The organism is Tsuneonella sediminis, assembly GCF_051912845.1.
In the GTDB taxonomy this organism is placed as follows: Bacteria; Pseudomonadota; Alphaproteobacteria; order Sphingomonadales; family Sphingomonadaceae; genus Tsuneonella; species Tsuneonella sediminis.
The window spans coordinates 196,573-216,882 of the sequence record NZ_JBNCBU010000003.1; the positions used below are offsets into that span (position 1 = coordinate 196,573).

Consider the following 20,310-nt stretch of genomic DNA (forward strand, 5'->3'; position numbering starts at 1 on the left):
CCCATGTGGCAGGCGATGTTCGGCGCGGCCAACTTGGTCGCGCTGATCGCCTGGGCGGCGCTGATCGCTTTGCCGCGCAGGCCGGTTCCGCTGGCGCTCATCCTGTACGGCGGGGTGGGCCTGCTATGTCTCGCGTACTCCGCAGGGCTGATTCACGCGCTTTCGACAACCGGCGCGGGCGCTGCCGATTTCACCTCGCTGGAGGGAGTGCGGGCGATCTTCGCCACGGACGCGGGCGTGGCGGTCGGCTGGACCCACTATCTTGCGCTCGACCTGTTTGCCGGCTTGTGGATTGCCCGCGATGCCGACGCGAAGGGGTTCTCGCGAATCGTCCAGGTGCCCTTCCTGCTACTGACGTTCTTCGCCGGGCCTCTCGGGCTGCTCGTCTGGCTGGCCGTCCGCGAACGACGCGCCCGCGCAAGCGGTTGGCGACGGAAAGGCTAACCGTTCGCCAGCGACCTGCGCTCGCTCGAAACCAGATGCGTCAGGCGCGCGGGTCGCCCGTCGTCAGTCGATCGCTTCCTCGCCCGCCCGGCCAACCGATTCGATATCTCGGCCCAGGCCCTTGACGGTGTTGCACGCGGTCGCGGTAAGGGCGATGGCGGCAACGCCTACGGCGATCGTGATCTTCTTCAGCATGATGTCTTCCTCTTGGCCGCGATCGATACGGGCAGGATCCTGAACTGACCGCAAACTCGCCCGCTGTCTATTCTCCAACTAGTGCGCGTGCCCGCTGAAGCGACAGCCGGTGCTCACGCCAGGCGATCAGCAGCCCGGCCCCTACGATGAGCGGTGCACCAGCCCAGGTCGAGCCGGGCGGCAACCGGTCGAACACCAACCATCCGAACAGTGTCGCCCAGACGAGCGAGGAATAGTCCATCACGATCACGCTCGCGACCGCGCCGTAGCGAAGCGCCGCGGTCAGGAGGAATTGCCCGAGCAGACCGAACACGCCGAGGCCAAGGAGCAGGCTCCACTGGTACGCCGAGTGGCCCGTCATCACGAACGGCATCGCAAGGCCGAGGAGGGGGAGGGTGAACGCCGAGAACCAGAAGACGATCGTCAGCGGATGCTCGGTCCGCGACAGGTCGCGTATCTGGATCGAGATCAGCGCTATCGTGAACGCTGCGCCCAGCGCGACCGCGGCGCCGAGTGGAGGAATGTGGCCGTGTCCCGGCTGCGTGATCACCAGAACGCCTGCAAAGCCGAGGAGCACAGCCGACCAGCGCCACAGGCCTACGCGTTCCCGCAGGATCAGCGCAGACAGGATGACCGCCCAGATCGCGGTGGTGAAGTTGAGCGTCGTTGCCTCGGCGAGCGGCAGAAGCGTCACGGCGCCGAAGTTGAGGAACATGCCTGTCAGTCCGAGGATCGCCCGGCGTCCATGCGCGCCGAAACGGTCGGTCGACAGCAGCCCGAGCTGCCCGCGCCACGCGAACCAGGCCAGCAGTACGGGAACGGTCGGCAGCTGACGCCAGAAGAGCGTTTCGGCAAGCGTCACGCCGCTTTCGGTGACGAGCTTGACGAAGACCAGCATCACCGAGAGGACCAATGCCGCCCCCAGCCGGATCACCAGCGCCATCAGCGGACGTTGATCGGCGGGCGGATGGCTCACCGGTTCGCCATAGCCCCACTGGCAGCGTGCGCAATCCGCCCCATATTGCGGCCGATGAAGCTGATCGATGGCCTGCGCTTTGCAAGCGACGCGGAAGTCCTGGCGTTATGGGGAGCTGGATTTGCCGCGCTGGCAGTCGTGTGCCTGCTGATGGAAAGGCGCCGGATGAAGCGGATCGCATTCAACCAAGTCGGCTGGGTGCCGTGGACCGGCCTGTTCCTGGCGTGCGCGGTGATCGCCGGCGGTCTCCTGGCACTCGGCGTGCCGCCGTGGCTACGCGGAGCCTGACCTAGGCGTCTATCCGCCGGTCGCGCTCGCGCATGTGCGCGAACGACTGCATGAAGCGGGCCTCGAATTGACGTTGCCGCTCGAGGGCGCGTCGCCGCAATGCCCGGACCGGTTTCGTATCGGCAAGCTGAATCACGTGTCGCAGCATGGGATCGTCCTTCGATCCCGTTATAGCGAACCCTGTCGTTCGTTAATTGTATGAAGCCGACGCCCCGGCAGGAAAATTCAGAGGCACGCTTCGAGGTAGGCCTGGTCGAAACCGAACTGGCGCGCCTTCTCGAGCGTGTAGGGACGCAGCCCGCTCGAACGGAACTCGCCCAGGATCTTGCCGTCCTCGCTCTCGTCCAGGTACTCGAACTTGAACAGTTCCTGCGTCACGATCACGTCGCCTTCCATGCCGATCACCTCGGTCACGTTGGTCGTGCGGCGCGAACCGTCCCGCAGGCGCTTCACCTGCACGATCAGGTCGACGCTTTCCGCGATCTGGCGGCTGATGGCTTCCTTCGGGATCTTGATGTCGCCCATCAGGATCATGTTCTCCATGCGGCCGAGGCACTCGCGCGGGCTGTTGGCGTGAAGCGTGCACATCGAGCCGTCGTGGCCGGTGTTCATCGCGGCCAGCAGGTCAAAGCATTCCGCGCCGCGGATTTCGCCCAGGATGATGCGGTCGGGCCGCATGCGCAGGGCGTTCTTGACGAGGTCGCCGATGGTGATCGCGCCCTGGCCCTCGAGGTTCGGCGGGCGCGTTTCCAGCGGCAGCCAGTGCGGCTGCTGGAGACGGAGTTCGGCCGCGTCCTCGATCGTGAGCACGCGCTCGCCGGGGTCGATCATCTTCGACAGCGCGTTGAGCATCGTCGTCTTGCCCGACCCGGTGCCGCCGGAAATGACGATGTTCATCCGGCACGCGCCCGCGATCTTGAGCGCGGTCGCCATCTTGTCGCTCATGCTCCCGAAGTCGCGCAGCATGTCGATGGTGATGGGCTTTTCGGAGAATTTGCGGATGGATATCGCAGTGCCGCGCAATGACAGCGGCGGTACGATCACGTTGACGCGGCTGCCGTCCTTGAGGCGGGCGTCGGCCAGCGGGGTGGTCTGGTCGACGCGGCGGCCGACCTGGTTGACAATGCGCTGGGCGATCTGGAACAGGTGCTGTTCGTCGCGGAACCGGATCGGCGCGATGACCAGCTTGCCCTTCTTCTCGATGTAGGTCTGGTCAGGCCCGTTGACCATGATGTCGCTGACGTCGGGGTCGTTGAGAAGCTCTTCCAGCGGACCGAAGCCGAGCAGTTCGTCGATCAGCACCTTCTCGAGCGCGAACTGCTCGCGCCGGTTGAGCGTGACCTTGAGCTCGGCGAGCACCTCGAGGATGATCGGACGGAATTCCTCCGACAGCTCGTCCTTGGTCAACGTCGCCGCGGCTTCGGGATCAACCCGTTCGAGCAGGCGGGGGAGCACCTGCTCCTTGATCTTGTGAACGCTCGCCTCGAAGCCGCCGACCTGCTGCTGCTCGTGCACCGCGTTGGCGCGATCAGCGAGCCGGCTCATTGCATCGGACTGCTTGGCGCCGCCGGCATCCTGGCCGGCGAAGGCATCGTTCCCGGGGATGGGGGGGAACTGCTCGCCGCCGCCGGGCGCGGGTGGAGGCGGCGCTCCGGCACCGCCCTTCATGGGGCGGGCCACACCGAAGGAGGGACGGGCACCGGCGTTCATACCCCCGGGTCCGTTCTTCCGTCCGAATGCGCTCATCGAATAATCCCCCAGGCCGTCGGCTTTGCGATCACGCGCGGACCTGCCGCGAGCGAGGCGAACAGCGCCTTCCGAGACAAGGTGAATAGAAAGGAAAGGTTGTTTTTTTCCTAAAACCGGCTCCGCATCGGCCTGGTGCATTGCCAGGGGACGGGGCGCTGGTGCTTGCCGCGAAACTCCCATAGAGGCCCGCCGCGGTGGCGCCTTTCTTCCCACACGACGACCGGACGGGTCTCCTCTACGCGCTGGCTGGCTTCGCGCTGCTTTCGGTGGGCGACGCCGTGGTCAAGACGATGACCGCGGAGTGGCCCCCCACCGCGATCGCTGCGCTGCGCTATGGACTGGGCGCGGCGGGCCTGTCGGCCATTCTGCTGGCGCGCGAGGGCACGGCGGGTTTCCGGATGGTCCGGCCGGGACTGCAGCTGGTCCGCGGTGCGGCGGTCGCGATCGCCACGGTCTCCTTCTTCGGTTCGCTGTTCCTGATGTCGCTGGCCGAGGCGACCACGATCATCTTCGTGAGCCCGATGATCACCGGGCTTCTTGCGCCGTTGTTTCTCGACGAGCGTTCGCGCGCCGCGACATGGAAAGCCTCCGGTGCCGCTTTCGCGGGCGTTCTCCTCGTCCTGCGTCCCAATTTCGCCGAGATCGGCTTCCCTGCCTTTCTGCCGCTGCTGGTTGCCTGCGCGATGAGCGTGCTTTTCATGGCCAATCGCGCCGCTGCAGGGAAGGCGAGCGCGCTGGCAATGCAGGCATGGCTGGCACTGGTAGCCGCTCCGATACTGCTCGCCACGGCCGTGGCTGGACACTATTCGGGTTTCGCCCCGCTGGCGGTACCCTTTCCGTCGATCGAAGTGATCGCGAAATGCGCCTTTGTCGCGGTGAGCGCGAGCACTGCGCATTGGCTGATCTACCTCGGGACGACCCGAGCGGGAGCGGCCACCATTGCGCCGATGACATACGTCCAGCTGGTGGTCGCCGCTGCGCTTGGCTGGTGGTGGTTCGGAGATCGGCCGGACGGGCCTACGATGCTTGGCGCAGCGGTGATCGTCGGAGCCGGCCTCTATCTGTGGCGAGCGGGTCAAGACCGGGGCAGCCGCCCCGGCGCGAAAGATCCGTTGCATTGATATCATGATATGATATCGCGATATCATGCCGCGTATCCTGACCGACCTTCCCGACGATGACCTCGCCAAGCTCGATGCGCTGGCGACAAGGAGGGGCACATCCCGGGCCGCGACCATCCGCGAGGCGGTCAAGCTCTATCTGGCCGAACGCGGCGACGACCGCGGCTGGATCGAGCGCGGGTATGGGCTGTGGGCAGGACGTGACGATGCTCCCGACGGAGTCCAGTTCCAGCGTGCGATCCGGGAAGACCGTGCCGGCGACAGGGACGTCTGAGTGTCGGCTCCCTTCTTCGATACCAATATCGTGGTGGACTGGCTCTGCCGCCGCCCGCAGGCGCGGGCAGAAATCGCGCGTTATCCGCGGCACAGCATCAGCCGCATCGTCTGGACCGAGGTTGTCGCGGGCGAAAGGCTCGAGGATCGCGCTCCCGTGACCGAGCTTCTCTCGCATTTCGAGGTCGTGGAAATCGATCAGAGGATCGCCTCGGCTGCGGCCGACATCCGTTACCGGACGCGGATGAAGCTGCTCGACGCCCTGATTCTTGCCACCGCGCAAGTCAACGGCTCGATCCTGATCACTCGCAACACCCAGGATTTTCCGGCAAACATGCCGGGCATCCGCATCCCATATATCATCTGAGGAATCATCAATAATGTGCGGAATTATCGGCATTGTCGGGAAGGACCAGGTCGCGGATCGCCTCGTCGACGGGCTGCGGCGCATGGAATACCGCGGGTACGACAGTGCCGGGGTCTGCACCATCGATGACGGGTTGCTGGTCCGCCGCCGTGCGCAGGGCAAGCTCGCCAACCTGGTTGCCGAACTGGCGGAGCATCCGGCCCCGGGCACCGTCGGCATCGCGCATACACGCTGGGCGACCCATGGTGCGCCGACGACCAGCAATGCGCATCCGCATGCGACCGAGCAGGTCGCGCTGGTTCACAATGGCATCATCGAGAACTTCAAGCCGCTGCGAGACGAGCTTGTCGCGCGGGGGCGCACCCTTGAAAGCGAGACCGACAGCGAGGTTGTCGCGCACCTGATCTCGCTCGAAGTCGAGAACGGCGCGTCGCCCGAAGCGGCGATCGGCGCCGTGCTGCCGCGCCTGCGGGGCGCATTCGCGCTTGCGATCGCCTTCCGCGATCATCCTGGCATGCTCATCGGAGCGCGGCTCGGATCGCCGCTCGTGGTCGGTTACGGCGAGGGTGAGATGTATCTCGGGTCCGATGCCCTTGCGCTCGCCCCGCTGACGCAGAAGATCTGCTATCTCGAGGAAGGGGACTGGGTGGTGATCACCCGCGACGGCGCGCGCATCCACGACCTCGAGAACAACGAAGTCACGCGCGAGGTGACGACCTCCGGCGCATCGGCCGCGGCAGTCGAAAAGGGCAACTACCGGCATTTCATGCAGAAGGAGATCTTCGAGCAGCCGACCGTGGTGGCTCAGACCCTGCGAAGCTATGTCCACCAGGCGGAAAACCGGGTTGCGCTTCCGCAGATCGACTTCGATCTGTCGGCCATCAGGCGCATCACAATCGTCGCTTGCGGCACTTCGTATTACGCCGGCATGGTGGCGAAGTACTGGTTCGAGACGTTCGCCCGGGTTCCCGTCGACATCGATGTCGCCAGCGAGTTTCGCTACCGCGAACCGCCACTCGAGGAGGGCGGGCTCGCGCTGTTCATCAGCCAGAGCGGAGAGACCGCCGATACCCTTGCCGCGCTCCGGCACTGCAAGGCGAACGGACAGACCATCGCGGTCGTCGTCAACGTGCCGACAAGCTCGATGGCGCGAGAGGCGGACCTGCTGTTGCCGACACATGCAGGCCCCGAGATCGGCGTCGCCAGCACCAAGGCATTCACCTGCCAGCTCGCCGTCCTCGCCGCGCTTGCCGCCCATCTGGCGGTCAGGAAGGGGCGGATCGACCGGGCCGAGGAACAGGAGATCGTCCGACACCTGCTTGAGGCACCCGCCTGCCTCAATGCCGCGCTCGACCACGACGACGACATTGCGGGTATGGCGCACCTGATCGCTCCGGCGCGCGACGTGCTCTACCTCGGTCGCGGGCCCGACTATCCGCTGGCGCTCGAAGGCGCGCTGAAGCTCAAGGAAATCAGCTACATCCACGCCGAAGGGTATGCGGCGGGAGAGATGAAGCACGGCCCCATCGCGCTGATCGACGAAGCCGTTCCCGTAGTCGTTCTGGCTCCTTCGGGTCCGCTGTTCGAGAAGACCGTTTCGAACATGCAGGAAGTTCGCGCCCGGGGCGGGAAGATCGTGCTGATTTCTGACGAAGAAGGGCTGGCCGAAGCCGGCGAGGGATGCCTGGCGACGATCCAGATGCCGCGGGTCCATCCCCTGATCGCTCCGCTGGTCTATGCGGTGCCGGTGCAGCTGCTCGCCTATCACGTCGCGTGCGCCAAAGGCACCGACGTCGACCAGCCGCGCAACCTCGCCAAGTCCGTGACGGTCGAGTGAAGTGTCCCCGGCTGTGGTCGGCTCCGCCCATCGTTTTCAGCGCTTTATCGTCCCAGCCGCCGAACCTTTCGACAAGCCTCCCGAGGGGCAGGGCACGGTTAATTTCGGGTTGCCGCGAGCGTGGCAATTGTCGTTTATAATAGGGGATTTACGGTCGCATAACCTTTGTCGGTTAACGCGGGTGTGTGACCGATCGCAACGACACTCTATCCGAGCTGCCGGCGGAAATGCCGATGCTTGCGCTGCTGGGTCTGCGCGACCCTGACGGCGGAGACTGGAATCGTCTTCGGGCACTGCAATTTTCGCAGATCAATCAGACCTTTCGGCTGCGCATAGCGCTGCATGCGGTCTGTGCGACGATCGCGATCTGGGTCTACGCCGGAAAGGCACCGGCCGTCCTGATCCTGGCGTTCGTCGCGGCGCTTGGGGGCGGGTTGTTCTACGCCCTACGGACAGACCGGGTCTTCACGCTGGGGGAGCGGGTCCGGATCACGCGCAGCGAGATGAACCGCAAGGCGCTTTCCACCGCGGCAGTCGCGCTTGCCTGGTCGATTCCCTCGCTGGCGCTCGGCTTCTACGGCGGGGATGCTGAGCGGACCGCCATCGCGCTTCTCGTCGCGATCCTCCTCCTCGGATCGACCCTCGCGCTCGGAGTCGCGCCGCTCGTGACTGTGGTCTTCGGCTCCATCACGGCTCTGTCCTGCTTCGTAGCCTTCCTCTTCTTCGGCCAGTACGGCATGGCGCTCGCGACTGTGACGCTTTGCGCGGTCGTCACGGTGGGCGTGACCCAAGTCGCGCGCGTACACCTGACGGCGTGCCTCGCCGAAGCCGGCAATGCCGAGAAGAGCGAAGTCGTCTCGCTGCTCCTGCGGGAATTCGAGGAGAACCAGGCCGACTGGCTCTGGCAGATCGATACCAACCGCCTCGTGCGTTCGGCCTCGCCCCGGTTCGCCTTCGCGCTGGGACGGGCGGTCGACGAGGTCGAAGGCCGGCCGTTCCTCGAACTGATCAGCGGCGAGGCGTGGGAGACCGGCCAGTTTCCCTCGAGCCTGCACGATCTCGCAGAGCGCCTGAAGCGGCGGGAAAGCTTCTCCAACCTGCTGGTCAAGGTGGCGATCGGACGCGAGCAGCGCTGGTGGGAGCTGTCCGGCACCCCGATGCTCGACGACAACGGGGCCTATCTCGGCATCCGCGGAGTGGGATCGGATGTCACCGAACAGCGTGAATCGAGCGAAAAGATCGCCTACCTTGCGCGGTACGACACCCTCACCGGCCTGCCAAACCGCCTCATGCTGACCGAGGCGCTTGGCGATGCGCTGCGCTATGCCGAGCAATGGCGGACCCGCTGTGCTTTCCTGATGATCGACCTCGACCGCTTCAAGGCGGTAAACGATTCGCTGGGACATCAGGTCGGAGACAAGCTGCTCGCGGAAGTTTCGTCGCGATTGAAGGCGGTGCTTTCCGATGACGAACTGTGCGGGCGGCTGGGCGGCGACGAATTTGCCGTTGTCATCCGCGATGCGAGCGACCGCCAGTGCATCGAGCGGGTGGCAAAGACGGTGATTGCGCGGCTGTCGCAGCCCTACGAGGTCGAACAGCACACCCTTTACGTCGGCGCGAGCGTGGGGTCGGCCATCGGTCCCCGCGATGGCCAGACGGTCGAGGAACTCATGCGCAATGCCGATCTTGCGCTGTACCGGGCGAAGGATGAAGGCGGCGGCGAGCACCGGCACTACGAGCCTGCGCTCCATGCCAACGCCGAGGAACGCCGCCAGCTCGAGTTCGCCTTGCGCCGCGCATTGGAGAACCGGGAACTCGAACTCAACTTTCAGCCGGTCGTCAACGCCAACAGCGAAGAGGTCGTCAGCTTCGAGGCGCTCGTCCGGTGGAACAGCGCGCTGCACGGCCCCGTCAGTCCGGGCAAGTTCGTGCCGATTGCCGAAGACACTCGCCTTATCGTTCCGATCGGAACGTGGGTCATGGAGCAGGCCTGCCGCGAGGCGACCCGCTGGCCCGAGCACGTCCGGGTGGCGGTCAACGTTTCGCCGGAGCAGTTGTTCGAGCCAGATTTTGCCTCGACCGTCGTCAATGCGCTGTCGGCAAGCGGGCTGGAGGCGCGCCGCCTCGAGCTAGAAGTGACCGAGTCGATCTTCCTGCGCGATGCCAGCGTGGCGCGCTCCTCGCTCGAACAGTGCATGGCGCTCGGCTGCACCGTTGCGCTCGACGACTTCGGGACCGGGTATTCGTCGCTCGGTTACCTTCGCAAACTGAGGTTCTCGACGATCAAGGTCGACCGAAGCTTCGTCCAGGGAGCCGCGCAGAACAGCAAGGAAAGCCTGGCGATCATCCGTGCCGTCGTCGCGATGGCCGACAGCCTCGAGATGGCCACCACCGCGGAAGGGGTCGAGAGCGTGGAGGAGGCGGAACTCGTCAGGCGGCTGGGCTGCACCAAGATCCAGGGCTACTATTTCGGCCGTCCGATGCGCGCAGAGGAGGCCTTGCAGCTCTTCCGCCGTCGGCGTTCCGACATTCCCGACCGGATCAGCGCCCGCCCGGCAGCCTGATCACCGGCCGGTTCAGGCTCCGACGAGCGCCCCGATCGCGCTTTCGAACAAGACCCTGCCATCCGACCCGCCAAGCTCGGGCTCGATGGCGCGTTCCGGATGCGGCATCATCCCGAGAACGTTGCCCGCGGCGTTCAGCACGCCCGCGATCCCACGCTGCGAACCGTTGATGGCCTCGACGTAGCGGAACGCGACTCGCCCTTCCCCCTCGATCCGGTCGAGGGTCTGGTCGTCCGCGAAATAATTCCCGTCGTGGTGGGCAACGGGGAAGGTGACCACCGATCCAGCCGCGTAGCTCGAGGTGAACAGCGACTGGCTGTTCTCCACTCTAAGCGGCACGGGGCGGCAGGTAAAGGTGAGCTGGGCATTGCGCATCAGTGCGCCGGGCAGCAGTCCGCTTTCGGTCAGGACCTGGAAACCGTTGCAGACGCCAAGTACCGGCACCCCGCGGTCCGCCGCGGCTACGACCGCGCGCATGACCGGGCTGCGGCTCGCGATGGCGCCGCACCGCAGGTAATCGCCATAGGAGAAGCCGCCCGGAAGGGCGATGAAATCGAGGTCGGGGGGAAGATCGGCGTCACCATGCCAGACCCGCAATGCAGCTTCGCCCGACACCTTCTCGAGCGCAACCGCCATGTCACGATCACAATTGGATCCGGGGAACGTGATGACTGCACCGCGGAATGCCATCAGGCGGTCTCCAGCTTTTCGATCCGGTAGTTCTCGATCACCATGTTGGCGAGAAGCTTGCGGCACATCTCGTCGAGCGTCTCGTCGCTGGTTCCGTCGGCCACGTCGAGTTCGATCAGCCGGCCGACCCGGACGTCGTCCACGCCGGTGAAGCCGAGGCCCTCGAGCGCGTGGTGAACGGCACGGCCCTGCGGATCGAGCACCCCGGGCTTGAGGCTGACATAAACACGGACTTTCATGGTGCGGGCCTCTTCATCGGTCGCTGGGCGCAGTCGCGGGCGCCTATGCCGCCGCCGCGCGAGAAGGGCAAGCAGCGGCGGTACGCGGCGTTGGACCGAGGTGCCCGATGAGAGCATTCGGTTGTAGCATTTCGGTCACACATTGCCGACTTACAGTGCTCACGGGCGAAGAGTTGCGCAGAACCTTCTTTGCCGCTCTCGCGCGCTCCTCCAAAACCGGTGCAGGGCCGCACGAACCTGCGCATATCGGCGCAGCATCGATTCAAAGGACGATGCCATGACCACTCGACCCATCCGCTCGACCGGACGCCTCCTCGCCATGACGGCCCTGTCGCTGGGCACCATTGCCGGGGCTTCTCCCGCCTTCGCGCAGGCGGCCGCCGACGGTGCGGAGGCTCCTGACGGTGGACTCGCCGAGATCATCGTGACCGCGAACCGCCGCGAGGAAAACCTGCAGGACGTCCCGGTGTCCGCGGCGACCCTGTCGGCCGACGCCGTCCAGTCGATCCTCTCGGCGGGGGGCGAGGTCACCGCGCTTTCGGGTCATGTGCCGGGATTGTTCATCGAGAGCTCGAACGGGCGCGCCGCGCCGCGCTTCTACATACGTGGGCTCGGCAACACCGATTTCGACCTTGCCGCATCGCAGCCGGTGTCGGTCGTCATGGACGACGTCGTCCTGGAGAACGTCACGCTGAAGGCGTTTCCCATCTTCGACATCGACCGTGTCGAGGTGCTGCGCGGCCCCCAGGGCACCCTGTTCGGTCGCAACACCCCCGCCGGCATCGTGAAGATCGACACGGTCAAGCCGGGCGACGTCTATGCCGCCCAGGGTTCGATCAGCTACGGCACCTTCAACACGGTCTCCCTCGAATCCGCGATCACGATTCCCATTGCGCCGGGTGTCGCATCGTTGCGGGTATCAGGCATGCTGCAGCACCGGGACGACTGGATCGACAACGGCTTCACGGGCGAACGCGATGCGCTGGGCGGCTACGACGACCGCGCGGGCCGGGTCCAGTTGCTCCTCACCCCGACGCCGCGGCTCGAGGTTCTGGGCTCGATCCAGCATCGCTGGTTCGACGGTACGTCGACGCCCTTCAGGGCCAACATTCTCGGTCCCGGCAACAACGACCTTAACGCGAATTACGACCGCGACACCGTGTTCTACGATGCGGGGGGGAACAACCCGGCGCGGTACAAGGCGTGGATCGGCTCGCTCAACACCAAGTACGATTTCGGCGGCGCGACGCTCACCTCGATCACGGCCTGGGCCAAGAGCAAGGGGCGCAGCCGCGGCGACATCGACGGTGGCAACCTGGTGACCGGCCCCGGGTCCATCCCGTTCCCCTCGGACACGCAGGATTCGATCGATCTCGACCAGTTCACGCAGGAAATCCGGCTGGCCTCCGATGCCGCCGGCCCGTTCACCTGGCAGGTCGGCGGATTCTATTTCGACAGCGATTTCGACGTCACCACTGTGGGCTACAACTTCCCGCCGCCGGTCACCGTCAATCACACGAACGAAAGCTGGGCGCTGTTCGGGCAAGGCACCTTCAACCTGTCCGACCGTGCGAAAATAACCGCCGGCCTTCGCTACACCGATGACGAGAAGAATTTCGTGGTCGTGTCCGGAGCCGCGCCGCAGCCGCGCCAGGTCGAGGACGACCGGCTGAGCTGGGACCTGTCGGCTTTCTTCGACGTGTCGGAGGATGCCAGCGTTTTCGCCAGGATCGCCAGCGGTTTCCGGGCCCCGACCATCCAGGGGCGCGACGTCGCATTTTTCGCTCCGCCGTCGATTGCGACGAGCGAGAAGATCATGAGCTACGAGGCTGGCTTCAAATCCGAATTTGCCGGGCGAACGGCGCGGATCAACGGCGCGGTCTTTTACTACACCATCACCGATCCGCAGTTTTCCGCCGTGGGCGGGGCGGGCAACCTCGTCCAGCTTGTCAACGCCGACAAGGGTCGCGGCTACGGCTTCGAGCTCGACAGCGCCTTCCAGCCCACCAATGCGCTTACGTTGACCGCTGGCCTCAGCTACAACGACACGCGGATCAAGGATCCGACACTGCTTGTCGGGATTTGCGCGCAATGCACGGTGACCGATCCGCTGGTTACCGTCGCCGGCTCTCCGCGTGCGCGGGTCGACGGCAACCCGTTTCCCAACGCACCGAAGTGGATTGCCGATTTCACCGCACGCTATGGCGCGCCGGTGGGTGCCGATGGCGAAGTGTTCGCGTACACCGACTGGACCTACCAGGGGGCCACGAATTTCTTCCTCTACGAGAGTCGTGAATTCAACGCCGACAATCAGTGGGAAGGTGGCCTCAGGCTGGGTTACGCGCGGCTCGACGGCGCATGGGAGATCGCCGCCTTCGTGCGCAACATCACCGATGCCGACAACGTGAAGGGCGGGATCGACTTCAACAACAACACCGCGTTCGTCAACGATCCGCGGGTGTTCGGAGTGTCGGGCCGCATCCGCTACTGAGTGCAGGGGACCTAAGGGGTGCGGCGGGCGGAGCGAGCGCGCCCGCCAGCCGCACCCTCCTCGCGAAGGCGGACAGGCACCGGTATCCGGCCATGAAGCTAGACCTCGTCTACAATCCCGCTGCGGGGAGCTTCCGGCAGGCCCGGCTCGACACGCTGTCCCGGGCATTCGAGGAGCGGGGCTGGAGCGTTCGCCAAGTCCCTTCGGCACGCCGCTGGACGCCTCGCGCCGATCCGCCCGATCTCGCCTGCGTGCACGGCGGCGACGGCACCTTGCGCGATGCGGTGCAGGCGCTGGGCGACCTGGCGGGCACCATCCCGCTGTGCATCGCCCCGTCGGGCACGATCAACCTGGTCGCGCGCGAACTTGGATATCCCTCCGACCCTGAGACGCTGGCGGCGCGCGTCACCCGGTCGTGGGGAGGTGGAGAGGGATCGTGGGTCGCGGCGCCGCTCTACAGGCTGGGCGACCTGCCGGTGGTCTCGTGCCTGTCGATCGGACCGGACAGCCATGCGGTCGCGCACGTATCGAGCGCGCTCAAGAAGCGCATCGGGCGTCTCGCCTATGTCGTCGCGATGCTGCGCCTCATGCGGCGCTGGCCAAGGCAGGACATCCGCATTTCGGGCGAATTGGCCGACGGAACGCCGTTTTCCTGTTCCGCGGGCGCGGTCATCGTGAGTCACGGAGCGCTCTTCGCGGGGTCGTACCGCCTGTCGCCCAATGCCGCGCTGGTAGCCGATTCGGTGGAACTGATCGTGCTGGACCGACCCTCGCTTGTCGGGGTCCTCGCGTTCACAGCCGCCGCTTTCGCGGGCCTGCCGCTCGACCGGCTGGGGCTCGCAACCTTCCGCAGCGCGCGGCGCATCGAATTTGATCGCTGCGCAAGCCCCGTCCAGGTTGACGGAGACCACATGCCCGGCATCGGAACCGGCTGCGCATTCGCGGTCGAGCCGACCGGGATGACGCTGCGCTACGTGGTCTAGGGCTATTTCTTCGGTTTGGGCGACGACCGCAGCCGGCCGCGGTGTGCACTCATGTCGAGCACCTCGCCGGGCGACTGGCCGTCGTCCTGCAACAGGCCGAGCCGCCGGGCCACTTCCTGGTAAGCCTGCTCCTCACCTCCGAGATCGCGGCGGAAGCGATCCTTGTCGAGCTTTTCGCCGGTCGCGATGTCCCACAGGCGACAGCCGTCGGGGCTGATCTCGTCCGCGAGGATCGTCCGGCTGAAATCGTTGTCCCAGATGCGCCCGAATTCCAGCTTGAAGTCGATCAGGCGGATGCCGATCGCGGCGAACATTCCGCAGAGAAAATCGTTGATGCGGATCGCCATCGACGAGATGTCCTGCATCTCCTCGTGACTTGCCCAGTTGAAGCAGGCGATCTCTTCCTCGCTCACGAACGGGTCGCCGAGCGCGTCGTCCTTGTAGCAGTACTCGATAAGCGTGTGCGGAAGCGGCTCGCCTTCCTCGATCCCGAGCCGCTTGGTCAGCGACCCGGCGGCGACGTTGCGCACGATGACCTCGATCGGGATGATCTCGACCTGCCGCACCAACTGCTCGCGCATGTTGAGGCGGCGGATGAAATGAGTGGGGATTCCGATATGAGCGAGGCGGGTGAAAACGTATTCGCTGATACGGTTGTTGATCACGCCCTTGCCGTTGATCGTACCCTTCTTCTGGGCATTGAAGGCAGTGGCATCGTCCTTGAAATACTGGATCAGCGTGCCGGGCTCCGGGCCCTCATAAAGGATCTTGGCCTTGCCTTCGTAAACCTGGCGGCGGCGGGACATGGGCGGTGTGTCCTTCTGGGGAACGGGAAAACGAGGCGCCCCGGCGGAGCGGGTCGGCGGTGACTCGCGCGGCCGGGGCGTGTGTTCGCGCGCCTTAGGCAAAACCGCCCGCGAACGCAATTGGCGGTCGAATCGCTATAGCGGCGGACGATCGCGGCTAGCGGGGTGGGTTGGCGACAGGTTATCGGTTTTCGGGTGCCTTCCCGTTTGCCGCATCGCTCTTGACCCGGTAACCGACGACTTGTTGGGCTACGCGGTAATTGGCTGGCCACGGGAAACCAACGGGATGGGCGGGCGTTTGGACGCTCGCGGCTGACCGGACAGGCGCGGGCACTCAGGGGGTCGGATTTCAATGCCAGAAGCGGACAGGATGACGACCCAGCGGCTGGGCGAGATCGTCGAAAAGGCCGCTGCCGAGGTCTTCATCTTCGGCAAGGACGATTTCCGTTTCCTGCTCGTCAATCAGGGAGCGCGCGAGAACCTCGGCTACACGCGCGAGGAGCTCGGCCAGCTTCATCCCTGGGACCTCAAGCCCGAATTCACCGAGGAACAGTTCAAGTCCTTCGTGGAGCCGCTGATACGTGGCGACCGCAAGCAACTGCACTTCGAGACGATCCATCGAAGGAAGGACGGTTCGTCGTATGACGTGAGTGTCCGCCTCCAGCTCATTTCCACGGGCGAGGCTCCCGTGTTCTATGCCGCGATCCAGGACGTCACCGACCAGCGCCGGATCCGCCGCGAGCTCGAGGAGGTCTCGGGCCGCCTCGACGCCATTCTCAACAACACCAGGATGGCCGTGTTCATGATGGACGAGCGGCAACATTGTTCGTTCATGAACAAGGCGGCCGAGGAACTGACGGGGTTCACCTTCGCCGAAACCCAGGGCCGGCCGCTCCATGACGTTGTCCACCATACCTACCCGGATGGCCGGCCCTTTCCGATCGAGGAGTGTGCGATCGACCGCGCCTTCCCTGAAAACAGCCAGACGCAAGGGGAAGAGGTGTTCGTTCACAAGGACGGCAGCTTCTACAACGTCGGTTTCACCGCATCGCCGATGAAGAACGCCGAAGGCGTCACCATCGGCACGGTGATCGAGGCGCAAAATATAGACGAGGAACTGAAGGCGCGCGAGGCACTCAACTCGTTCAATGCCGCGCTGCGGCGGCGGGTCGAGGAAGCCATCGCCGAGCGGAAGGACCTCGAGGCGCAGCTCGTCCAGGCGCAGAAGATGGAAGCCATCGGCCAGCTCACCGGCGGTGTCGCGCACGACTTCAACAACTTGCTCCAGGTGATCGCCGGGAACCTGCAACTCATCAAGCAGGACCCCCTGCTCGACGGCCGCAGTCTCGGCCGGATCAACAACGCCCTGTCGGGGGTCGAGCGGGGGGCGAAGCTCGCCGCGCAGTTGCTCGCCTTCGGACGCCAGCAGCCGCTGAAGCCCAAGCCGATCAATGCGGGGCGGATCCTGCGCGATATGGATGACATGTTCCGCCGCACGCTCGGAGAGGCGGTCGAGATCGAAACGATCGTGTCGGCGGGGCTCTGGAACTGCCTCGTTGATCCGCGCCAGCTCGAGAACGTGCTCCTCAACCTCGCCATAAACGCCCGCGATGCGATGCAGGGGCAGGGCAAACTCACGCTGGAGGTCGGCAACGCATCGCTGGACGAGGATTACGTCGCCGTGCATCCGGACGCAGCGACCGGGCAATACGTGGTGATCGCGGTGACCGACACCGGCTGCGGCATTCCCGCTGAAAACCTGTCGAAGGTATTCGAACCCTTCTTCACCACGAAGGGCCCGGGGGACGGCACCGGGCTGGGCCTGTCGATGGTCTTCGGCTTCGTCAAGCAGTCGGGCGGACACATCACCGTCTACAGCGAGGAGGGCGAGGGCACGACCGTTCGCATCTACCTGCCCCGGACACGGCAGGCCGAGCTGTCACGCCGCGCCGAAGGGGCGTGGACGACCGAGTCGGGCAACGATGAGGTCATCCTCGTGGTCGAGGACGACGGGGACGTGCGTACGACCGTGGTCGAACTGCTGACCAACCTCGGGTACAAGGTCATCGAAGCCGCCGATGCGGACAGCGCACTCGCGGTGCTCCAGTGCGGAATGCCGATCGACCTTCTGTTCACCGATGTGGTCATGCCGGGGAAGCTGCGTTCGCCCGAACTCGCACGGCTCGCCAAGGAGCGCATCCCGGATATCGGGGTGCTGTTCACTTCGGGTTATACCCAGAACGCCATCGTCCACGCCGGCAAGCTCGATGACGACATCGAGCTGATCAGCAAGCCCTATTCGGTGGAGAAACTCAGCCGGAAGATAAGGCAGGTTCTGAATGCGCGACCCCGGAAGGAGGCGGCGCGCGGCGGCAGTTCCAGTGAAGATCGAGCCCCCGAGGTTCAGCGCGTACTGCTGATCGAGGACGAACCATTGATCCGCATGTCGATGGTCGCGGCGATCGAAGCTGTCGGGTGGGAGGTGCTCGAGGCCGGAACCCTCCAGCAGGCGAAGGAACTGTTGGAGAGCAATGAAATCGATGCCGTCGTGTCCGACATGCGGCTTCCGGACGGGATGGCAACGGATTTCCTGCTGACCATGCGGGCGCAGTATCCGGACATGAAGCTCGTGGTGACGTCGGGTGGTTCGGTGCCGCAGGAACTGGAATCGCAGACCGTGTCCATACTCGCCAAGCCGTTCACCGATCGCGACCTCGAGGACGCCCTGATCCGCTGACGAAGCACGGCGTCACGACGCGGCTGGAACAGCGGCAAGGGCCTCTTGCCGATGTTCGGACGCGTCAGGTCTTCGGCAGGAGAAGGTCGCGGCATCGCTCGATCATCGCGGCGATCCATTCCTTGCCCGCCTGAACCCGTGCGAGCTGGTGAGTATCCTTGTGTGTCACCAGCCAGAAGGCGCGGAAGATCCGCTTTGTGGGCAGGACTGGCGCAAGCGCGGGATCCGCGTTGCCGATGAAGCACGGGAGAACCCCGATGCCCGCGCCCCCGGCGATCAACTGGTGCTGGGCATTGATGCTCGACGAACGCAGCCGCGGGGTCAGGCCCGGATGGATCTCGTCGAGGTAGCGTAGCTCGGGCGCGTAGAGCAGGTCCGGGATGTAACCGATGAGGCTGTGGCCAGACAGCAGGTCGGCGCTGCGCTGCGGCGACCCCGCGCCAGCGAGGTAGCTCCGCGACGCGTAGAGACCCAGCGCATAATCGGACAGCTTGCCTGCGATAATCGGGCCGGCCTTGGGCCGCGATAGCATGACCGCAATGTCGGCCTCGCGCTTCGACATGCTGAGAAAACCACTGTTGGCGACGAGATCGACGGTGAGGCCCGGGTGCATGCCCGCGAAATCGGGCAGGTGCCGGGCGAGGACCCAGCTGCCGAACCCCTCCGCCACGCTGATGCGCAGGATACCGGAAACCGAGGCGGACCGGCCCTCCGACCCCTCGTCGATCTCGGCGGCAGCGCGTGCCATGCGCTCGACGCGCAGCAGCAGGGCTTCGCCGGCTTCGGTGAGCACCTGTCCTTCGCGGGTCTGCTCGAACAGGTTGGCCCCCACGGCCGCCTCGAGTCGCCGCAGCCGGCGACCCACCGTGGTGGCATCGACCCGCAGTGCGGCACCTGCACGGCCGAGTTGCCCTGTCTGGGCCACGGCGAGGAAGACCTGCAGGTCGCTCCAGTCCATCCCCTGCATATATGCAGGGCTTATCTGCAAGATTGCCTGTTGTCTGCAAAAATATCCGCGCCCAAGAGGGTCGAAACACTTTGGGAGAATGTCTCATGCGCCAGGTCGATCATTTCATCGTCGGAGGTGCCGGCGGCTCGGCGGGTCGCAGTCACCAGATCTGGAACCCTTCCACCGGTGAGGTCCAGGCCGAAGTCGTGCTCGGCGACGCGGCGCTGCTCGACCGCGCGGTCGAGGCCGCGAAGAAGGTCCAGCCCGAATGGGCGGCGACCAACCCGCAACGGCGCGCCCGGATCATGTTTGCCTTCAAGCAGCTTGTCGAGGCGAACAAGGAAGACCTGGCCCGCCTGCTCGCAAGCGAGCACGGCAAGGTGATCGACGATGCGCACGGAGACGTTCAGCGCGGGCTGGAAGTCATCGAATATGCCTGCGGCATCCCGCAGGTTCTGAAAGGCGAATATACCTTGGGCGCGGGGCCGGGGATCGACGTCTATTCGGCACGCCAGCCGCTCGGCATCGGCGCCGGCATCACCCCGTTCAATTTCCCGGCGATGATCCCGATGTGGATGTTCGGCATGGCGATCGCGGCGGGAAATGCCTTCATCCTCAAGCCGAGCGAGCGCGATCCCAGCGTGCCGGTGCGCCTGGCCGAACTTTTCCTCGATGCCGGTGCGCCTGAAGGCCTGTTGCAGGTCGTCCACGGCGACAAGGAAATGGTCGACGCGATCCTCGACCATCCGGACATCGCTGCCGTCAGCTTCGTCGGCTCGAGCGACATCGCGCATTATGTCTACAAGCGCGGCGTCGCGGCGGGCAAGCGCGTGCAGGCGATGGGCGGGGCCAAGAATCACGGCATCGTCATGCCCGATGCCGATCTCGACCAAGTCGTCGGTGACCTCGCTGGTGCGGCATTCGGCTCGGCGGGCGAGCGCTGCATGGCGCTGCCGGTGGTGGTGCCGGTGGGCGAGGACACGGCCGACCGCCTGCGCGAGAAGCTGATCCCGGCGATCAACGCGCTGTGTGTGGGCGTGTCGACCGACAAGGACGCGCACTACGGTCCCGTCGTCACGCCCGAGCACAAGGCGCGGGTCGAGGCGTGGATCGACACCGCCGAGAAGGAAGGTGCCGAGGTCGTGATCGACGGCCGCGGATTCTCGCTGCAGGGCCACGAAAAAGGCTTCTTCGTCGGCCCAACGCTGCTCGACCGCGTGACGCCGGACATGGAGAGCTACAAGGAGGAGATTTTCGGTCCCGTCCTTCAGATCGTCCGTGCGAAGGACTTCGAGGAGGCGGTACGCCTGCCGAGCGAGCACCAGTACGGCAATGGCGTGGCGATCTTCACCCGCAACGGCCACGCCGCCCGCGAATTCGCGTCCCGCGTCAACGTCGGCATGGTGGGCATCAACGTGCCGATCCCGGTCCCGGTCGCCTACCATTCGTTCGGGGGCTGGAAGCGGAGCGCGTTCGGCGACACCAACCAGTACGGCACCGAGGGCCTCAAGTTCTGGACCAAGGTCAAGACCGTCACCCAGCGCTGGCCCGACGGCGGCGGAGACGGCAGCAACGCCTTCGTCATCCCGACCATGGGCTGA

General features: G+C 65.3%; 19 protein-coding genes. 11 read left to right on the forward strand and 8 right to left on the reverse strand.

Going from position 1 to position 20,310, the window contains the following annotated elements:
- The first annotated feature begins 3 nt into the window (after positions 1–3).
- Complete coding sequence (locus ACPV3N_RS12845; protein ID WP_440118379.1) at positions 4–444, forward strand: ABA4-like family protein; 441 nt, start codon at positions 4–6, stop codon at positions 442–444.
- Positions 445–507: 63 nt separating this feature from the next.
- Here ACPV3N_RS12845 and ACPV3N_RS12850 read toward each other — a convergent pair whose 3' ends face one another.
- On the reverse strand, positions 508–639 hold the full coding sequence (locus tag ACPV3N_RS12850; RefSeq protein WP_440118381.1) for an entericidin A/B family lipoprotein: 132 nt from the start codon (positions 637–639) through the stop codon (positions 508–510).
- A 67-nt stretch (positions 640–706) separates the two neighbouring features.
- Positions 707–1,615, reverse strand: a complete 909-nt coding sequence (locus ACPV3N_RS12855; protein ID WP_440118383.1) for a DMT family transporter — start codon at positions 1,613–1,615, stop codon at positions 707–709.
- Positions 1,616–1,669: 54 nt separating this feature from the next.
- On the opposite strand from ACPV3N_RS12855, the gene ACPV3N_RS12860 reads away from it, so the two are divergent.
- The gene (locus tag ACPV3N_RS12860; RefSeq protein ID WP_440118385.1) at positions 1,670–1,903 is read left to right on the forward strand and encodes a hypothetical protein; all 234 of its coding nucleotides are present in this window, start codon (positions 1,670–1,672) and stop codon (positions 1,901–1,903) included.
- Position 1,904: 1 nt separating this feature from the next.
- Here the strand turns inward: ACPV3N_RS12860 and ACPV3N_RS12865 are convergent, their stop codons facing one another.
- Both ACPV3N_RS12865 and ACPV3N_RS12870 read right to left on the reverse strand, forming a co-directional pair.
- Positions 1,905–2,051, reverse strand: a complete 147-nt coding sequence (locus ACPV3N_RS12865; RefSeq protein ID WP_440118387.1) for a hypothetical protein — start codon at positions 2,049–2,051, stop codon at positions 1,905–1,907.
- 77 nt (positions 2,052–2,128) lie between these two features.
- Positions 2,129–3,649: a TadA family conjugal transfer-associated ATPase gene (locus tag ACPV3N_RS12870; RefSeq protein ID WP_440118389.1), complete on the reverse strand. Its 1,521-nt coding sequence runs from the start codon at positions 3,647–3,649 to the stop codon at positions 2,129–2,131.
- A 197-nt stretch (positions 3,650–3,846) separates the two neighbouring features.
- Here ACPV3N_RS12870 and ACPV3N_RS12875 point away from each other — a divergent pair, with 197 nt between their 5' ends.
- From ACPV3N_RS12875 to ACPV3N_RS12895, 5 genes are all read left to right on the forward strand, one after another.
- Positions 3,847–4,773: a DMT family transporter gene (locus ACPV3N_RS12875; RefSeq protein ID WP_440118391.1), complete on the forward strand. Its 927-nt coding sequence runs from the start codon at positions 3,847–3,849 to the stop codon at positions 4,771–4,773.
- A gap of 25 nt (positions 4,774–4,798) precedes the next feature.
- On the forward strand, positions 4,799–5,047 hold the full coding sequence (locus tag ACPV3N_RS12880; RefSeq protein WP_440118393.1) for a CopG family ribbon-helix-helix protein: 249 nt from the start codon (positions 4,799–4,801) through the stop codon (positions 5,045–5,047).
- Positions 5,048–5,413, forward strand: a complete 366-nt coding sequence (locus ACPV3N_RS12885; protein WP_440118395.1) for a type II toxin-antitoxin system VapC family toxin — start codon at positions 5,048–5,050, stop codon at positions 5,411–5,413.
- Between the two features lie 13 nt (positions 5,414–5,426).
- Positions 5,427–7,250: a glutamine--fructose-6-phosphate transaminase (isomerizing) gene (gene glmS, locus ACPV3N_RS12890; protein ID WP_440118397.1), complete on the forward strand. Its 1,824-nt coding sequence runs from the start codon at positions 5,427–5,429 to the stop codon at positions 7,248–7,250.
- A 227-nt stretch (positions 7,251–7,477) separates the two neighbouring features.
- Positions 7,478–9,814, forward strand: coding sequence for a putative bifunctional diguanylate cyclase/phosphodiesterase (locus tag ACPV3N_RS12895; RefSeq protein ID WP_440118431.1), 2,337 nt, complete (start codon positions 7,478–7,480; stop codon positions 9,812–9,814).
- Between the two features lie 12 nt (positions 9,815–9,826).
- On the opposite strand, the gene purQ is transcribed toward ACPV3N_RS12895, so the two are convergent.
- Both purQ and purS read right to left on the reverse strand, forming a co-directional pair.
- Complete coding sequence (purQ, locus tag ACPV3N_RS12900) at positions 9,827–10,504, reverse strand: phosphoribosylformylglycinamidine synthase subunit PurQ (RefSeq protein WP_440118399.1); 678 nt, start codon at positions 10,502–10,504, stop codon at positions 9,827–9,829.
- Positions 10,504–10,743: a phosphoribosylformylglycinamidine synthase subunit PurS gene (purS, locus tag ACPV3N_RS12905; RefSeq protein ID WP_440118401.1), complete on the reverse strand. Its 240-nt coding sequence runs from the start codon at positions 10,741–10,743 to the stop codon at positions 10,504–10,506. The genes purQ and purS overlap by 1 nt, the downstream gene beginning before the upstream one ends.
- Positions 10,744–11,020: 277 nt before the next feature.
- Here purS and ACPV3N_RS12910 point away from each other — a divergent pair, with 277 nt between their 5' ends.
- Both ACPV3N_RS12910 and ACPV3N_RS12915 read left to right on the forward strand, forming a co-directional pair.
- Positions 11,021–13,234, forward strand: coding sequence for a TonB-dependent receptor (locus tag ACPV3N_RS12910; protein ID WP_440118403.1), 2,214 nt, complete (start codon positions 11,021–11,023; stop codon positions 13,232–13,234).
- A 92-nt stretch (positions 13,235–13,326) separates the two neighbouring features.
- Complete coding sequence (locus ACPV3N_RS12915; RefSeq protein ID WP_440118405.1) at positions 13,327–14,217, forward strand: diacylglycerol/lipid kinase family protein; 891 nt, start codon at positions 13,327–13,329, stop codon at positions 14,215–14,217.
- A 2-nt stretch (positions 14,218–14,219) separates the two neighbouring features.
- Here the strand turns inward: ACPV3N_RS12915 and purC are convergent, their stop codons facing one another.
- Complete coding sequence (gene purC / locus ACPV3N_RS12920) at positions 14,220–15,023, reverse strand: phosphoribosylaminoimidazolesuccinocarboxamide synthase (protein ID WP_259962548.1); 804 nt, start codon at positions 15,021–15,023, stop codon at positions 14,220–14,222.
- A 370-nt stretch (positions 15,024–15,393) separates the two neighbouring features.
- On the opposite strand from purC, the gene ACPV3N_RS12925 reads away from it, so the two are divergent.
- Entirely contained in the window at positions 15,394–17,760 is a 2,367-nt protein-coding gene (locus ACPV3N_RS12925) for a PAS domain S-box protein (RefSeq protein ID WP_440118407.1), read from the forward strand.
- 64 nt (positions 17,761–17,824) lie between these two features.
- Here the strand turns inward: ACPV3N_RS12925 and ACPV3N_RS12930 are convergent, their stop codons facing one another.
- Positions 17,825–18,727: a LysR family transcriptional regulator gene (locus ACPV3N_RS12930; RefSeq protein WP_440118409.1), complete on the reverse strand. Its 903-nt coding sequence runs from the start codon at positions 18,725–18,727 to the stop codon at positions 17,825–17,827.
- Between the two features lie 86 nt (positions 18,728–18,813).
- Here ACPV3N_RS12930 and ACPV3N_RS12935 point away from each other — a divergent pair, with 86 nt between their 5' ends.
- Positions 18,814–20,310 (forward strand): CoA-acylating methylmalonate-semialdehyde dehydrogenase, encoded by a 1,497-nt coding sequence (locus ACPV3N_RS12935; RefSeq protein WP_440118411.1) that lies wholly within the window; start codon positions 18,814–18,816, stop codon positions 20,308–20,310.

Coding starts and splice junctions, on each gene's coding strand:
- ACPV3N_RS12845 (WP_440118379.1), top strand. CDS start 4: ATGTGGCAGGCGATGTTCGGCGCGGCCAACTTGGTCGCGCTGATCGCC.
- ACPV3N_RS12850 (WP_440118381.1), bottom strand. CDS start 639: ATGCTGAAGAAGATCACGATCGCCGTAGGCGTTGCCGCCATCGCCCTT.
- ACPV3N_RS12860 (WP_440118385.1), top strand. CDS start 1,670: ATGAAGCTGATCGATGGCCTGCGCTTTGCAAGCGACGCGGAAGTCCTG.
- ACPV3N_RS12865 (WP_440118387.1), bottom strand. CDS start 2,051: ATGCTGCGACACGTGATTCAGCTTGCCGATACGAAACCGGTCCGGGCA.
- ACPV3N_RS12870 (WP_440118389.1), bottom strand. CDS start 3,649: ATGAGCGCATTCGGACGGAAGAACGGACCCGGGGGTATGAACGCCGGT.
- ACPV3N_RS12880 (WP_440118393.1), top strand. CDS start 4,799: ATGCCGCGTATCCTGACCGACCTTCCCGACGATGACCTCGCCAAGCTC.
- glmS (WP_440118397.1), top strand. CDS start 5,427: ATGTGCGGAATTATCGGCATTGTCGGGAAGGACCAGGTCGCGGATCGC.
- ACPV3N_RS12895 (WP_440118431.1), top strand. CDS start 7,478: ATGCCGATGCTTGCGCTGCTGGGTCTGCGCGACCCTGACGGCGGAGAC.
- purQ (WP_440118399.1), bottom strand. CDS start 10,504: ATGGCATTCCGCGGTGCAGTCATCACGTTCCCCGGATCCAATTGTGAT.
- purS (WP_440118401.1), bottom strand. CDS start 10,743: ATGAAAGTCCGTGTTTATGTCAGCCTCAAGCCCGGGGTGCTCGATCCG.
- ACPV3N_RS12910 (WP_440118403.1), top strand. CDS start 11,021: ATGACCACTCGACCCATCCGCTCGACCGGACGCCTCCTCGCCATGACG.
- ACPV3N_RS12915 (WP_440118405.1), top strand. CDS start 13,327: ATGAAGCTAGACCTCGTCTACAATCCCGCTGCGGGGAGCTTCCGGCAG.
- purC (WP_259962548.1), bottom strand. CDS start 15,023: ATGTCCCGCCGCCGCCAGGTTTACGAAGGCAAGGCCAAGATCCTTTAT.
- ACPV3N_RS12925 (WP_440118407.1), top strand. CDS start 15,394: ATGACGACCCAGCGGCTGGGCGAGATCGTCGAAAAGGCCGCTGCCGAG.
- ACPV3N_RS12930 (WP_440118409.1), bottom strand. CDS start 18,727: ATGCAGGGGATGGACTGGAGCGACCTGCAGGTCTTCCTCGCCGTGGCC.
- ACPV3N_RS12935 (WP_440118411.1), top strand. CDS start 18,814: ATGCGCCAGGTCGATCATTTCATCGTCGGAGGTGCCGGCGGCTCGGCG.